Source organism: Micromonospora sp. LOL_023, assembly GCF_048060115.1.
In the GTDB taxonomy this organism is placed as follows: Bacteria; Actinomycetota; Actinomycetes; order Mycobacteriales; family Micromonosporaceae; genus Micromonospora_E.
Genome location: NZ_JBHMIM010000037.1, coordinates 1 through 14,301 on the forward strand (window position 1 = coordinate 1; position 14,301 = coordinate 14,301).

The 14,301-nt window shown below is 72.0% G+C and carries 12 protein-coding genes; 8 read left to right on the plus strand and 4 right to left on the minus strand.

The window, feature by feature from the left end; all coding sequences use genetic code 11:
- Together ACFHVL_RS19715 and ACFHVL_RS19720 are read left to right on the plus strand one after the other, a co-directional pair.
- Window positions 1–1,010 (plus strand): hypothetical protein (locus ACFHVL_RS19715; protein WP_416629668.1); only part of this gene is annotated, 1,010 nt, incomplete at its 5' end.
- 72 nt (window positions 1,011–1,082) lie between these two features.
- A complete protein-coding gene (locus ACFHVL_RS19720) occupies window positions 1,083–2,825 on the plus strand; it encodes an ArnT family glycosyltransferase (RefSeq protein ID WP_416629670.1) in 1,743 nt (580 codons plus the stop codon).
- Between the two features lie 172 nt (window positions 2,826–2,997).
- On the opposite strand, the gene ACFHVL_RS19725 is transcribed toward ACFHVL_RS19720, so the two are convergent.
- Both ACFHVL_RS19725 and ACFHVL_RS19730 read right to left on the minus strand, forming a co-directional pair.
- Window positions 2,998–3,420, minus strand: a complete 423-nt coding sequence (locus ACFHVL_RS19725; RefSeq protein ID WP_416629672.1) for an HIT family protein — start codon at window positions 3,418–3,420, stop codon at window positions 2,998–3,000.
- Between the two features lie 18 nt (window positions 3,421–3,438).
- Complete coding sequence (locus ACFHVL_RS19730) at window positions 3,439–4,011, minus strand: hypothetical protein (protein ID WP_416629673.1); 573 nt, start codon at window positions 4,009–4,011, stop codon at window positions 3,439–3,441.
- A 155-nt stretch (window positions 4,012–4,166) separates the two neighbouring features.
- On the opposite strand from ACFHVL_RS19730, the gene ACFHVL_RS19735 reads away from it, so the two are divergent.
- On the plus strand, window positions 4,167–4,736 hold the full coding sequence (locus tag ACFHVL_RS19735; protein WP_416629674.1) for a hypothetical protein: 570 nt from the start codon (window positions 4,167–4,169) through the stop codon (window positions 4,734–4,736).
- On the opposite strand, the gene ACFHVL_RS19740 is transcribed toward ACFHVL_RS19735, so the two are convergent.
- Window positions 4,625–5,026 carry a hypothetical protein gene (locus ACFHVL_RS19740; RefSeq protein ID WP_416629675.1) on the minus strand — a complete coding sequence of 134 codons (402 nt, stop codon included), beginning with the start codon at window positions 5,024–5,026 and terminating at the stop codon, window positions 4,625–4,627. The two genes, ACFHVL_RS19735 and ACFHVL_RS19740, sit on opposite strands and share 112 nt — an antisense overlap.
- A 58-nt stretch (window positions 5,027–5,084) precedes the next feature.
- Between ACFHVL_RS19740 and ACFHVL_RS19745 the strand changes: the two genes are divergently transcribed.
- The gene (locus ACFHVL_RS19745; RefSeq protein ID WP_416629677.1) at window positions 5,085–8,477 is read left to right on the plus strand and encodes a CHAT domain-containing protein; all 3,393 of its coding nucleotides are present in this window, start codon (window positions 5,085–5,087) and stop codon (window positions 8,475–8,477) included.
- A 242-nt stretch (window positions 8,478–8,719) separates the two neighbouring features.
- Here the strand turns inward: ACFHVL_RS19745 and ACFHVL_RS19750 are convergent, their stop codons facing one another.
- Window positions 8,720–10,012 (minus strand): endonuclease/exonuclease/phosphatase family protein, encoded by a 1,293-nt coding sequence (locus tag ACFHVL_RS19750; protein ID WP_416629678.1) that lies wholly within the window; start codon window positions 10,010–10,012, stop codon window positions 8,720–8,722.
- A gap of 278 nt (window positions 10,013–10,290) precedes the next feature.
- Here ACFHVL_RS19750 and pyk point away from each other — a divergent pair, with 278 nt between their 5' ends.
- From pyk to ACFHVL_RS19770, 4 genes are all read left to right on the plus strand, one after another.
- Entirely contained in the window at window positions 10,291–11,739 is a 1,449-nt protein-coding gene (pyk, locus tag ACFHVL_RS19755) for a pyruvate kinase (protein WP_416629680.1), read from the plus strand.
- Between the two features lie 59 nt (window positions 11,740–11,798).
- Window positions 11,799–12,686, plus strand: coding sequence for an acyl-CoA thioesterase (locus tag ACFHVL_RS19760; protein WP_416629681.1), 888 nt, complete (start codon window positions 11,799–11,801; stop codon window positions 12,684–12,686).
- Window positions 12,687–12,763: 77 nt separating this feature from the next.
- Window positions 12,764–13,225, plus strand: a complete 462-nt coding sequence (locus tag ACFHVL_RS19765; RefSeq protein WP_416629683.1) for an RrF2 family transcriptional regulator — start codon at window positions 12,764–12,766, stop codon at window positions 13,223–13,225.
- A gap of 138 nt (window positions 13,226–13,363) precedes the next feature.
- Entirely contained in the window at window positions 13,364–14,287 is a 924-nt protein-coding gene (locus ACFHVL_RS19770; RefSeq protein ID WP_416629684.1) for a sulfite exporter TauE/SafE family protein, read from the plus strand.
- Window positions 14,288–14,301: the final 14 nt, after the last annotated feature.

The following is a 14,301-nucleotide window of genomic DNA, read 5'->3' on the forward strand; positions in this document are numbered from 1 at the left end:
CGCAACTCGCCTCGTGTCCGGTTCTCAACACGGACAGAACCTCTCAAGCCGGAACAACGCCGGGGCCGTGGGGCGCCACCATCACCGCCGACGACCTGAACGGCGACATCTATCCGCATCTGTACCGGGTGTCACCGACCAACGCAGACGAGGTGGCTGTCGGCCTGCGACATCTCCAGAACCTGGTGGATCCGGCGGAGGCCAACGCATACCTGTTGACTGTCGGCGGTCAGAACGACACCTATGTCGCGACATTGAAGGACGCGTTCCGATCGACGTTCCAGGACGATTTCTCGACCCGGACCCTCGATCCGAGCGAAACCGGTCACCACCAGGCGCTGGAAGGGTTGGCTGGTGACCTCTGCGCTCCCGGTCCACCCGTGGTCGCCTATTTCGCGGGCCGGTCCAGCTCGCTACGGATCTTCCTCATGTCGCTGGCAGAGCAGTGCCCGCAGAATCACTCGGTGACCGTCCTCTCCGGCGACGACGCCAGTGCCCTGGTCGGGCGCATCGCACCCGAGCAGACCACGGTGCCTGATGGAAAGGCGATCAGGTTCTTCTACACCGGGCTGACCCACCCGGAACAATGGGAGACGGAGCCGGTGGAGCTGGGCAACCTCCGGGAGATCCTGACCGACAGGACGCGGTACGCGACCGCCGATCTCGCCGCCGGTGGAGCCATCATGGCCTACGACGCGGTGACGGTGGCTGTTCGGGCCCTCTTCAACGTCGCACCGTTGAACAACGAGCTGGACAAGCTCGATTCGCTCCGAAACGGTTTCGCGCAGATCAACGACGATTCACCGTACTGCGGTGCGTCCGGTCCCATCGCGCTGGAGGCGAATCGACCTGAAGCGGCCGGAAACACTGTCAACAAGCCCATCCCCGTCATCGAGATCACCCTCGCCGGGATCGCGCAGGTCCAGATGCTGCTGTCCCCGGTGGAGCCGGAGAACGGCGGCGTCTCCTGGGACGGGAAGTGCGGGGATCAGCAGGGTGTGGAGAACTGACCGCTGGGGCGTCTGCGAGCCGTGACGCACGGTAGGGCCGTCCCGGCGACTGGCGCGGTAGGCTACCTGCCCGTGAGTCTTCTGCGCTGGCCTTCGCGAGCCCTCGACCGGGACGCGCCCGTCACTGTCGGTGGCGGTCCGACCGCGGCGGCGCCGGAACCGGGTTGGCGCGGGTGGTCGCGGCGCCACCAGCGCTGGTGGTATCCGCTCGTGGTGTTCGTGCTGCTGGCGCAGATGGCGTTCGCGATGGTGACCACCGCGGTCGCCCAGGCCCCGACCATCGACGAGCCGGTGTACGTGGGTGCGGCGGCGCTCTACTGGCAGGGCGGTGGCCTGCAGGCCAACCCGGAGCATCCACCGCTGGGCAAACTGATCATCGGGGCCGGCCTGGTGTTCGCCGAGCCACGCATCGATCCGCAGTTCCAGGGGAACCAGACCGATCTCGGCCGGCACGTGCTGTACGAAGCGGGAAACGACGCCGATCTGTTGTTGCTGCTGGCCCGGTTGCCGATGATCCTGCTGACCCTCGCGTTCGGGTTGGTGGTCTTCGCGTTCGCCCGCGACATCACCGGCCGGGCCGGTGCCCTGATCGCTCTGGCGGTGTACGCGTTCACGCCCGACGTGATCGCGCACGGCTCGCTGGCCACCCTGGACGTGCCTACCGCCGGGTTCCTGCTGGCCTCGACCTGGCTGCTGTGGCGGGCCCGGCGGCGGCCGTGGGTCTACCTGCCGTTGGCCGGACTGGCGCTCGGCGCGGCGCTGGCCACCAAGATGAGCGCGCTGGCGGCGGTCCCGGTGTTGCTGCCGTTGGCCGCCTGGTCGGTCTGGCACGCCCGCCCGGCCTGGCCGACCCGGCCGTCGTCACCCCGGGTCCGGCGGTTCGTCGTCGCCGGTGTGGCCGCGACCGCGATGGGGCTGCTCGCGATCATGACCGTGTGGGTCAGCTACCTCGTCGTCGACGTGCGGCTGCAGACCGTGCCGCCTGGCTCGGTGGCGGCGATCGACGGGCTCCGTGGGACAGTGATCGATTGGCTGCCGTTTCCCGAGCCGTTCCGCGACGGTATGCGGATCCAGTTCGGTTTCGAGGACTGGGAATGGGGCGGGTACCTGTTCGGCGAGACGTACTCCGGCCACCGGTGGTATTACCTGCCGGCCGCGCTGCTGGTGAAGACCCCGCTCGGCGCGCTGGTGCTCTGGCTCGTCGGCGCGGTCGCGATGCTGGCGGTGCCCCGGCTGCGCCCGGCCGCCGCGTACCTGCTGCTGCCGGCGGGGGTGCTGCTGGCGGTGGCGATGACCGGCTCCCGCGACCTGGGCGCGCGGTACGCGGTCTTCATCCCGGTGTTCCTGGCAGTGGCCGCTGCCGCCCTGACGGCCGTACGGTGGCCGGCCGGGCGCGTGCGGCCCGCCCGGATCGCGGCGGTGACCCTGGTCGCGCTGGTCGCGATCAGCTCGGTCCGCGCCTTCCCGTTCTATCTTCCGTACGCCAACGAGGCGTTCGGCGGCCCGGCCGGCACCTACCGCCACCTGCACGACTCGAATGTGGACTGGGGGCAGGATCTGGAGCGGTTGGCGGACCGGCTGCGCCAGCGGTACCCGGACGAGCAGGTGTGGCTGGCGTACAAGGGCGCCGGCGTGCCGGAGTACTACGGCATCGTGGCGGCCGACCCGCATGAGGTGCCACCGGCGCAGGTACGCGGCCTGCTGGTGGTGTCGAACACCTGGGTCGCCACGGCCGGCGGCGAGCTGCGCGAGCTGATCGACGGCAGCGAGCCGATCGACCAGGTCGGTCACTCGATGACAATCTTCCGCCGTTGACCGCTGCAGCCGGCCCGACACCAGCTCCAGATCGCGGATCTGCCGACTCGGCAGCGGCTGCGCCATGTGCAGCCGCCGTTCGGCGGCCGTGACCTGCTGATGGTCAACCTCCAGTACGGGGCGACCGAGCCGGTGCCGCCGTACACGGTGGTGCGCCCGACCACCCGCTGAGTCAGGCGGTCGGGGGCAGGGCTGCGGCGATCCGGTCGGCGTACCGCTGGGCTTCGGCGGCGTCGGCGTAGCGGGTACGCGGCCAGAAGAAGCCGCGCAGCCCGTCGCCCTTGGTCCGGGGCACCACATGGGTGTGCAGGTGCGGCACCGACTGGGACACCCGATTGTTGATCGCCACGAAGGAACCGCCCGCGTCGAGTCCTGTCTCCACCGCCGCCGCCACCCGCTGCACCAGCGCGAAGTAGTCCGGCAGCGTGGTCGGCGGCAGGTCGGTCAGCGTGACCAGGTGTGGACGTGGCGAGACCAGCACATGCCCACGGAACACCGGACGGGTGTCCAGGAACGCCACCCCGGCCGAGGATTCGGCGACCCGCCAGGCGGGGGCGTCACCGGTCACGATCCGGCAGAACACGCATCCGCTCACCGTCGCAGGGTAGCCCGGCTACTGCTCGACGAGCAGGCTCCACCGTACGTCCGGGCCGGTCTCGACCCGGACGCTGGTCGGCCCGCCGAGATGGTCCTGATCGAGATTGCGGGTCAGATACACCTCATCGGTGGGGCATTCGAGGTCGAACCGCGGCCCCGGCTCCAGGATGAGCGCCAGGTCGCCGGGGCCGTCGTCGGCGATGCAATCGAGGGTGATCCACAGCCTGCCGGGGTGCAACTCGACGGTGTCGACCGCCGCCGGCCCACGGGTGGCGGTGACCGCGACCACCGGCTCGTTGCTGGTGGCCGGGTCCGGCAGCGCCGCCAGCGTCGGTGCCGGGCTCGCCTGCGCCGGTGGCTGGTCGGTCGGTGCCGGTGCCGGTGCCGTCGGCCCGGCCGGCGGGGCGTCGGCCGGCCCGGCCGTGCAGCCGGTGAGCGCCACCGCGCAGCCGACCACCAGCAGGCCGACCGCCGGCGCGGTGGTCGAGCCCGGTGCGCGGCGGCGGTCACCGCGCTCACCGGTACGCCTGGCGGGTAGCGACGTCCGTAGCCACCCACAGAGGATCATGGAACTGACGAAGAGTGCCATCGCGCCGATCGTCATGGTGACCGTCCCCAGGTGTCGGTGTCCGTGATTGGACAAGCAACGTACCGCAGTTGTCCCAGGTGTCGGCAGCCCCACAGGGGACGTTCGGTTTGAACACGGTCGCTACCGTGATTGACCTACCTGAGAGAAGGGACGAGATGTCCTTGCTGGACCAGGTGTCGACGATTCTCGCGGTCGCCGTCGGTGGAGTGCTGACCTACGTCGGCACAGGGCTGACCGAGCGTAACCGGTGGCGTCGAGAGCTCTCCGTGCGCTGGGACGAGCGTCGACTGGCCGCCTACGTCGATTTCGCCGCCACCGCGAAGCACATCGCGCTGCTCACCTCACGCGTACTGGCCAGCCGGGGAGTGGTCACCGCGATCAGCCCGATCGGCCGCGACGAAGGCTTGGCCCTGCTCGGGCAGGCCGAGTCCGACCGGTCGGTGCGCTTCGAGTCGATTCTGCTGCTGGCCGACGAGCCGACGATCGCCGCCGCGCAGGCGTTGACCGAGACGCTGTGGCGGCTGGAAGGGTTCGCCGCAGGCGAGGAACCGGTCGACGAGCAGACCTGGCGCGACGGCTTCGCCGACTACCGTCGCGCCCGCGCCGAGTTCTATCAGCAGGCCCGCGCCGACATGGGGGTCTGCTCGGCGCGGATCCCGCTGACGGCGGTCGCTGCGCCGGGCGCCCGGCCACCGGGCTCGTTGGCCGCCACCGGCACCGACTGACATACCGGCTGGCCGGCTGCGGTGACATACCCCGGTCGGGTCGAACCGCCCCGGTGCACCGCCACGGCGCGCGCCGCCGACTGGAAGCTGGTCCTGGCGACACCGACGACCGCAGTGCCCAGTGCGTCGTGGACGTGTCGGCCCAGACCCGGCCGCCCGTGCGGATCCAGGTCGACGTAGCCGTCGACGACCAGCACGTCGAGCGGTGTGGCGGCCACCACGAGCGCCGCGCGGGCACCACCGTCGGGCGGATAGTGCACGTCGACCGCCCCGTACCGTCGCTGCCGCATCGCGCCATTGTGCCGGCCGGCACCCGAACGGTTGACCACCGAGGGCAGACTGTCCGCTGTGACCGAACGTGGACCCAGCGTCGATCTTCGCGTGGACGGGCGCGAGCTGCTCGCCCAGGGACGGTACGCCGAAGCGCTCGCCGCAGCCTCGACGCCCTCGCCCACCGCCCAGGACTATCCGGCGGCCCGGTTGCTCGGTCTGCGTACCCTGCTGGAGCAGGCCCGCTTCGGCGACCTCGCCGACTGGCTCGCGGTCACCGACCCGGTTGCGTTCGCCGCGCCCGGGATCGGCGCGGAGCTCACCTGCTGGCGCGCGTACGCGGGGATGCGCACCCTGACCGGCGACGACCCGGCCGGTACGGCGGACCGTCTACTTGTCGGACTGCCTGCCGACACCGAGGTGGACCCGGCGGCGGAGCAGGTCGTCGCCGCCGACCTCGCCGCCCGGGTGATCCGGCTGCGGGTCGTCTACGCCGAGTCGCCGGTCACCGCGCTGCCCGCCGCCGCCGACGCGTTCGCCGGGGTCGCCACCGCGTACCGGCGGCTCGGCCGGCACCACGATTCCTGGCAGGCGACCTTGGCACAGGCCGCCGCGCTGCGGGCGATCGCCTACCAGCCGACCGGCCCGGTGCTGCACCTGCTCGACGGCCTCGTCGCGCGGACCGGCGCGGCCGGTGACCGGCTCGCCCAGGCCGAGGCCCGCATCGCCCGGTTGGAGCTGACCACCACCGAGCTGCTGGCCACCCCGGGTGCGGTCGACCTCACCGCCGCGATCGCCGAGACCGAAACGATCGAGCGGTTGCTCGTCGACGGCGGTCATGTCTGTCCCGCTGCCCGCGCCGGCTGGCCGCTCACCTCGGCGCTGCTGCGGCACGGTGCCGAGCCGGCCGTCGAGCTGGCCCGACAGTGCGCCGAGCAGTTCGCCGAAGCCGGGGCCGACCATATGGCGCACGAGGTGTGGTGGGCCCTGCACCAGTGGCACGCCTGGCGTGGTGAAACCGCCGAGCAGCGGGCCGCGGCGGAGCACGCCGGGCGGACCGGCGCCGGTCAGAGCTGGCAGACGTTCGACCTGATCGACACCGTCGGCACCGCCGATGGACTGTTCCGTGCCGGGCAGGACGGCAAGGCCCGCGGTCTGGTTGCCGACGCGCTGCGGCGTGCGCCGCACCGCGCCGCCCGCACGGCGCTGCGGGTGATGCTGGCCGCCAACCTGTCGTCGGTCGGCCGCGACGTCGACGCCCGGGCGACGCTCGACGCGGCCCGCGCCGACCTGGCGCAGGTCGGACCGACTTCGCTGAGCGCCCAGGTGTCGGCCCAACTCGCCGCCCTGTCCGCCGGCACCGACCCGGCCGCCGCGCTGCGCCGGTGCGGCGAAGCCGTCGAGTCGGCGTCGGCGCTGGCGGACCACGCCGAAGCCGGCCGGCTGCTGGCGCAGCGGCTGCTGCTGCGGGCCCAGCTCCGGTACGCCGCCGGCCTGCGCCCGGTCGTCGACACCGACGGCGAGGACGACTTCGCCGCCGCGATCGCCGAGGTCGAACCGTTGACGACGATCGAGGGCCGGCGGGCGCTCGCCGCCGCGCATCAGATCCGTGGCCAGGTGGCGTTCCTCGACGACGACCCGCCGACCTGGTCGCGGCACTTCGCCGCCGCCAAGGGTGTCGCCCGCGCCTACCAGTTGCGCCCCGAACTCGGCCTCACCCTGGCGTACGAGGCGATGACCGGGTTCGTTCTCGCCCGCCGGTTGCGCGATCCGGCGGCGTTCGACGAGGTTTCCGCCGTTCTGCGCGAGGCGCACCGGGCGTTTCGCGAGGCCGACCTGAACGCGGTGGCCTGGCGGGCCCGCTGGCTGGCCGCCGACGCGCAGATGGAAGCGGCCGAGCACGATGCGGACCCGGACCGGGCGGCGCGGCGGCTCGCCGAGGCGGCGGCCGGATTCGAGGAGACCGTCTGGGAGATCGACGTGCTGCGGGGGGCCGCGGCCGGGACGGACCCCACCAACCCGTTGGAGGACCAACTCACCCGGATCGGTTTCGGCGTCGACAAACAGCAGGTCTACCGGGCCGGATTCAAACTCGCCGTCGACCACCTCGCGGACGCGGCGCTGGCGTCACGGTGGCTGGAGCGGATGAAGGGCCGGGCGTTGCTCGACGCCCTCGCGGCGGCGGCCGTGGCACCCCAGCCCGGCACCGACCACCGGCTGCTCGCCGCCGAGCGTGAGCTGCACGCCGAGACCCGCCAGGCCACCCGGTACGCCCAGCTGGCCGAGCTGCATCGCCGGTTGGACCAGCTACTCGACCAACTGGCCGCCGATCCGGCGACCGCCGGGTACGCTGCGCTGCGCCGCAGCCAGCCACCGGACTGGCCGCAGGTCCGGGCCGCGTTGGCCGCCGAGTGGGCGCAGCCGTCGGGGCGTCGGCTCGTCGTCGCGCAGTACCACTGCCCGGCGGACGGGCCGGCGATGCTGATCGGGTCGGCCGCCGACTGGGAGACGCCCCGGCTGGTCCGGCTCGACGTGGACCTGCCGGCGCTGACCGACTTCGCCGCCGGCGTGTTCCGTACCTCCGGCGGGGTGCGGATGCTGTTGCAGGACAGCCCGGACGGCGGGTACGCCGACTGGGCCCGGTTCGCCGGGCTGGTTGCGCCGCTGACCGACTGGGCCGGACCGGACGATGTGGTCTACCTGGTGCCGCACGGAGTCCTGCACGATCTGCCGTTGCACAGCCTGCCGGTCGACGGCCGGCCCGGCGGGTTGCCGCTGGGGCACCGCAACCCGGTCTGCTACACGCCGAGCCTGTCGGTGCTGCTGCACACCCTGGGCCGGCCGGGTCGGCGTGCGACGGCGCTGCCGGCCCCGGCCCCGCCGGTCGTCGCGCCGGCCCCGGGGCGGCATGCGGTGATCTTCGGCGATCCGGGCGGTGACCTGCCGTGGGCGTCGGCCGAGGCGACGGCCGTCGCCGAGACGTTGGGCATCGGCGACGTCGTCGGTGCCGGGGCGGTGACCCGCGACGCCGTGCTGGCCGCGCTGCGCGACGCCGCCACCGTCCACTTCGCCGGTCACGCCCGGGCGTCACTCACCGATGGACTCACCGCCGGGGTCGCCCTCGCCGGCGGGGAGGTGCTGACCGCGGCACAGGTGCTGGCCGCCCCGGTCGGCGCGGACCTGGTGGTGCTCAGCGGATGTGAGACCGGGGTCAGCCAGCGGCGGCCCGGTGACGAACTGCTCGGTCTGGTCCGGGCGCTGCTGCACGGCGGGGCCCGGGCACTGGTGACCAGTCAGTGGCGGGTCGGCGACCACTCGGCGCAGCAACTGCTCACCGCGTTCCACCGGCACGACCGGACCTGCCATCGGGCGGACGCGATGCGTCAGGCGATGATGGACACCGCGGCGCTGCCGGAGCGGGCACATTTCTACCACTGGGCCGGGTTCGTACTCACCGGCGACTGGAGGTGACCAGGTGGACGAGTGGCTCGACGTGCGGCACCGCCGGTTCGATGGCCGTGACGCTGGACGCCGACGACGACGCGTTGGCCGAGCGGGGGACGCTACCCGGCGACCCGGTGTCACCCGGATCCGGACCTCCGTCGATCGACCAGGAGCTGCCCCCGCGCGGGCAGGTCGTCCTCGACGAGGCGTTGCGGGCGCTGCTGCGGGAGAACCGGCTGTCGCTGGGGCGCGGCGAGCCGATCGTGGCATCATCGATGGATGTCGAGCCACACCAGCCGGTGGTCGGAGGTGGGGAAGCCACCCGGCAGCGTCGGGTCGTAGTCACCGACCAGCCGGAACAGCGGATCGCCCGGCACCGGCCAGAACACCCCCGCACCGCGTACCGGCAGCCCTCGGCGGGGCAGCAGGTAGTCGACCCGTAGGTTGCCCGGCGTACCGTCGGCGAAGTCGGCGGTGTCCAGGCGCGGATCGCCCCGCTGGGTCAGGTTCGCGCCGCCCTGGCGGTCGGCGGCGGCCGGCCCGCCCGTGCTGGCCGGTGGGCGTCGGTCGTCGACCAGCGGATGCCCGGTGACCTGCTGGGCGGCACCGGGGATGCTGTCACCGTCGAACGGGTCGGAGTTGAGGTCTCCGGCGATGACGAACCGCGCACCCGGGCGTAGCCCGCCCCGGCGGCCCCGGTCGTCGTAGACGTAGCCGGACCGGGCCGGCGAGACGTAGTCGGCCCAGAACCGGATCTCGTCGTGGTTGCGCCGGCCGTTGCGGTCCTCCGGCCCGTCGAACACCGGCGGTGTCGGATGGCTGGCCAGCAGATGCACGGTCCGCCCGCCGACGCGCACCGGCACGTCCCAGTGGCTCTTGGACGACAGCCGTACGTCGGCCAGCGCCCCGGGGGTGAACCAGTCGGCCGGCTCCGGGGTCGCCGGGTCGTCGGGCAGCAGGGCGCCCGGCATGTCCGCCCACCGGAACGTCTGGAACGTGCGCAGTGACCGCAGGTCGATCGGGTAGCGGGAGTAGACCGCCATGCCGTACTGGCCGGGGAAGGTCCCGAATCCGTACGCGTCGTCGGGGCCGCCGACCGTACCGTCGCGGTTGAGGTCGTGCCCGGAGGGCACGCCGGTGTTCGACGGGGCGCTGAAACGGTACGGGTAGTGGATCGCCGCCGCCCCGCCCTGCCCCCGGGACAGATAGTTGTGGTGGAACAGCTCCACCGCGCGCCCGGCGGCGTCGTGGTCGAATTCGTTGATCAGCAGCACGTCGGGGCGGACCCGCTGGATCACCTCGGCGACGTTGGCCGCCTGCGCGTCGCCGGGGCTGGACAGATCGTCGACCAGGCCGCCGTCGACCGCCCGGTTGAGCGAGGCGTTGAAGGTGGCGAACCGGACGTCACCGCCGCCGGGTCCGCCGGGTCCGTGCCTCCCGGCGCCGTGCCCTCCAGCGCCGGGCCCGTCGCCGGTCGCCGCCGTCGCCGGTGCGGGACCTGCCACCAGCGCGGCAACGATCGCCGTCGCCGTCACCGTCCGGGTCCGAATCCGCTGCGTCATCCCGCCGCCTTCCGCTCGTGTGCGGACCAGTTAACCGGATCAATGTGACGGGCCGGCGAATCATCGCCGAACGTACGGGCGTCGGCCGTCCGGGCGTACCGCGATGGTCAACAGGCGCGCTACCCTGAGTCGCGCGGTCGTCGATGCCCGCCTGGTCCATCACCACCGAGCCGCCGGCCAGTACGATGTCCCGCGGAGCGTCGGGCGCTGGTGGGCACTTTCGTTCGGACATCTGACAGGGTCGGCCGGTCGGCCGGTTCAGGGGAGAGACTAGCCTCATGGGCGTGACACGCCGCGCAAAGATCGTTTGTACGCTTGGCCCTGCGACATCGTCCCCGGAGCGCATCCGGGGTCTGGTCGAGGCGGGGATGGATGTGGCCCGGCTGAACTTCAGCCACGGAAGCCACGACGACCACCACCAGGTGTACCGCCTGGTCCGGGAGGCCGCTGAGGCCTCCGGACGGGCCGTCGCCGTTCTCGCCGACCTGCAGGGCCCCAAGATCCGTCTCGGCCGGTTCGCCGACGGGCCACACGAGTGGCGCACCGGCGACTCGGTCGTCATCACCAGCGAGGACATCCTCGGCACCCGGGAGCGGGTCTCCTGCACCTACGGCAAGCTGCCGCAGGAGGTACGCCCCGGTGACCGGCTGCTGATCGACGACGGCAAGGTCGCCGTCGAGGTCAGCGCGGTCGACGGACCCGACATCCGGGTGCTGGTCGTCGAGGGCGGGCCGGTCTCCAACAACAAGGGTGTCTCGCTGCCGAACGTCGCGGTCAGCGTGCCGGCCATGTCGGACAAGGACGCCGAGGACCTGCGGTTCGCGCTCAGGCTCGGTGCCGACATGATCGCGTTGTCCTTCGTCCGCTCGCCGGAGGACATCAAGCTGGTCCACGCGATCATGGACGAGGAGGGCGTGCGTCGCCCGGTTCTCGCCAAGGTCGAGAAGCCCGAGGCGGTCACCCACCTGGAGGCCATCGTCGACGCGTTCGACGGGGTGATGGTCGCCCGGGGCGACCTCGGTGTGGAGTTGCCGCTCGACGAGGTGCCGCTGGTGCAGAAGCGGGCCGTGCAGCTGTGCCGGGAGAACGCCAAACCGGTCATCGTGGCGACCCAGATGCTCGACTCGATGATCGAGAACTCCCGTCCCACCCGGGCGGAGGCCTCGGACGTGGCGAATGCCGTGCTCGACGGCACGGACGCGGTGATGCTCTCCGGTGAGACCAGCGTCGGCAAGTATCCCGTCCTCACCGTCAGCACCATGGCCAAGATCGTCACGACGACCGAGAACGGCTCGATCTCGGTGCCCCGGCTGCAGCACGACCCTCGTACCCACGGGGGTGCACTGACCTCGGCCGCGTCGCAGATCGCCCGGGCGATCAACGCCAGGGCGCTGGTCGCCTTCACCCAGACCGGCGACACCGTGCGCCGGCTCTCCCGGCTGCACTGCGACCTGCCGCTGCTGGCCTTCACCCCGGTGGCCGAGGTGCGTGACCAGCTCGCGCTGTCCTGGGGGGTGGAAACCTTCCTGATGCCGTTCGTGCAGCACACCGACGACATGTTTCGCCAGGTCGACCAGGCGATGCTCGGTCTCGGCCTGGCCACCCCCGGCGAGTACGTGGTGATCGTCGCCGGTAGCCCGGTCGGCACCCCCGGCTCGACCAACACCCTGCGGGTGCACCAGCTCGGCAGCCTCGTCGACGTCGCGGCGGCCCGGGCATTGCAGTGACGGCAGGTGCTCAACCGCCGGTCGGGCGGCCCCCGGCCGGCGGTGATTCCCACCCCGAGGTGCCGGCGGATTCCGGGCCAGTCAGCGGCCAGGCCGCCGTCGACCACCTGCTGGAAGTTCTCGACCTGGCGCGGACCGGCCCGGCGGCGTTTCGCGGGATCAGTCCGAAGGTCGGGCCGCAGCGGGTCTTCGGCGGGCAGGTCGCCGGCCAGGCGCTGGTGGCCGCCGGTCGCACCGTCGACTCCGAGCGGCTGGTCCACTCCCTGCACGGCTACTTCGTCCGACCCGGCGACGGCACCGAGCCGATCGACTACGTGGTGGAGGACATCCGGGACGGTCGGTCCTTCTCGGTCCGTCGTTCGGTGGCGTACCAGCACGGCAAGCCGATCTTCTTCATGTCCGCGTCGTTCCACCGGCCCGAGGACGGTCTGGAGCATCAGGCCCCGCAGCCGCCCGACGTGCCGGCGCCGGACGCCGTGCCGACGATGGCGCAGCGACTCGCCCGATACCCCGAGCGGCTCGGCGTCTGGGCGGTGATTCCCCGCCCGATGGACGTCCGGTACGTCGGCGAGCCGGGCCTGGTCGCGCCGGGCGACCGGCCCGCCGACCCGTACCAGCGGGTCTGGATCCGGGTGGACGGCAAACTGCCCGATGACCCGTTGCTGCACGCCTGCGTGCTCACGTACGCCTCCGACCTGACTCTGCTCGACTCGGTGTTGTCCGTGCACGGCGAGGTGTGGGGGCCGGGGGGAGTGGTGGGGGCGAGCCTGGACCACGCGCTGTGGTTCCATCGGCCGTTTCGCGCCGACGAGTGGTTCCTCTACGATTGCTGGAGTCCGTCCGCTGCTGGTGGGCGGGGTCTGGCCACTGGTCGGATGTTCACCCGCGACGGCCGGCACATCGCCAGTGCGGTCCAGGAAGGCCTGGTCCGCCGGATCGGCCACTGACCTGATGGGCAGGGCCGGTTCAGGTCGAGGCCGGCCGGCCGGTATGAAACTGGAAACCGTGCCGTAACCTCACAGGTATGCGCCTTTCCGCTCGGGTCGACTATGCGCTTCGTGCCGTCGCCGAGCTGGCGCTGGCGGCGACCTCGCCGCCGAGGGCGGTGCTCACCGCCGAACAGGTCGCCCGGTCCCAGGGCATTCCGCCCAAGTTCCTGGAGAGCATCCTGCTGCAGTTGCGCCGGGCTGGCGTGGTGCAGTCGCAGCGTGGGCCCGACGGCGGCTACTGGCTCGCCCGCCCCGCCGAGGAGATCAACCTCGCGGAGATCATCCGGGTGATCGACGGTCCGTTGGCGAACGTGCGCGGGCATCGGCCGGAGGACCTCGGCTATCAGGGACCCGCCGCGGCGCTGCAGGAGGTCTGGATCGCGCTCCGGGCCAGTGAGCGGGAGATCCTCGAGTCGGTCTCGGTCGCCGATGTCGCCACCGGGAAACTCCCGGACCGGGTGCGTGACCTGACCGCGGATCCTCGCGCCTGGAGCTGATCCGTTCCACCGCGTCGCCGGCGTGCCGACGGATGGTCGGTACGCGTCGTGCCGGCCCGCGACCGACTGTTGACATCAGGCCGTCGCCGCACAATACTCTACTAAGTCTGTAGGTTTGATCGTAGAAGTAGGTGGAGTGTGCGTAGGCTACTGATCCTCGCGTTGGTGGGACTGGTCGCGCAGTTGGTCGACGGCGCGTTGGGGATGGCCTACGGTGTCACCTCGACCACCCTGCTGTTGGTCGCCGGGGTGGCGCCGGCCTCGGCCAGTGCCTCGGTGCACCTGGCTGAGATCGGCACCACCCTCGCCTCCGGTACGGCGCACTGGCGATTCGGCAACGTCGACTGGCGGGTGGTGGCGCGCATCGCCGTACCGGGCGCGGTGGGCGCGTTCGCCGGGGCCACCGTGCTGAGTTCGATCTCCACCGAGACCGCCGCTCCGTGGATGGCCGGCATCCTGCTCGCGCTCGGCACCTACCTGCTGATCCGCTTCGCCCGACCGGTCGCGGCCCGGCCCGGCGGCCGGCCGCTGCGTACCCGGTTCCTCGCCCCGCTCGGGTTGACCGCCGGGTTCATCGACGCCACCGGTGGCGGAGGCTGGGGCCCGGTCGCCACCCCGGCGCTGCTGGTGTCCGGGCGGATGGCGCCCCGCAAGGTGATCGGTTCGGTCGACACCTCGGAGTTCCTGATAGCCGTGGCGGCCAGCATCGGGTTCCTGATCGGCCTCGGCTCGCAGGGCTTCATCTTCCCGATCGTCGGAGCGCTGCTCGTCGGCGGCCTGATCGCCGCGCCGATCGCCGCCTACCTGGTGCGGATCGTGCCAGCGCAGCTGCTCGGTGCCGCCGTCGGCGGGCTCATCGTGCTGACCAACTCCCGTACCCTGCTGCGGGTCTTCGAGGTGTCCGACGGCGTCCGCTACGCCGTCTACCTGGCGGTGGTCGCTGCCTGGGCGGTCGCCTTCTGGCTGGCGCTACGGGTGCTGCGGCGTACCACCCGATCCGAGCCCACCCCCACCCCTCATGATCACGACGATCTTGCGCTTATCGATGCACAAAAGGGGTAGGAGCTCTCGACAAC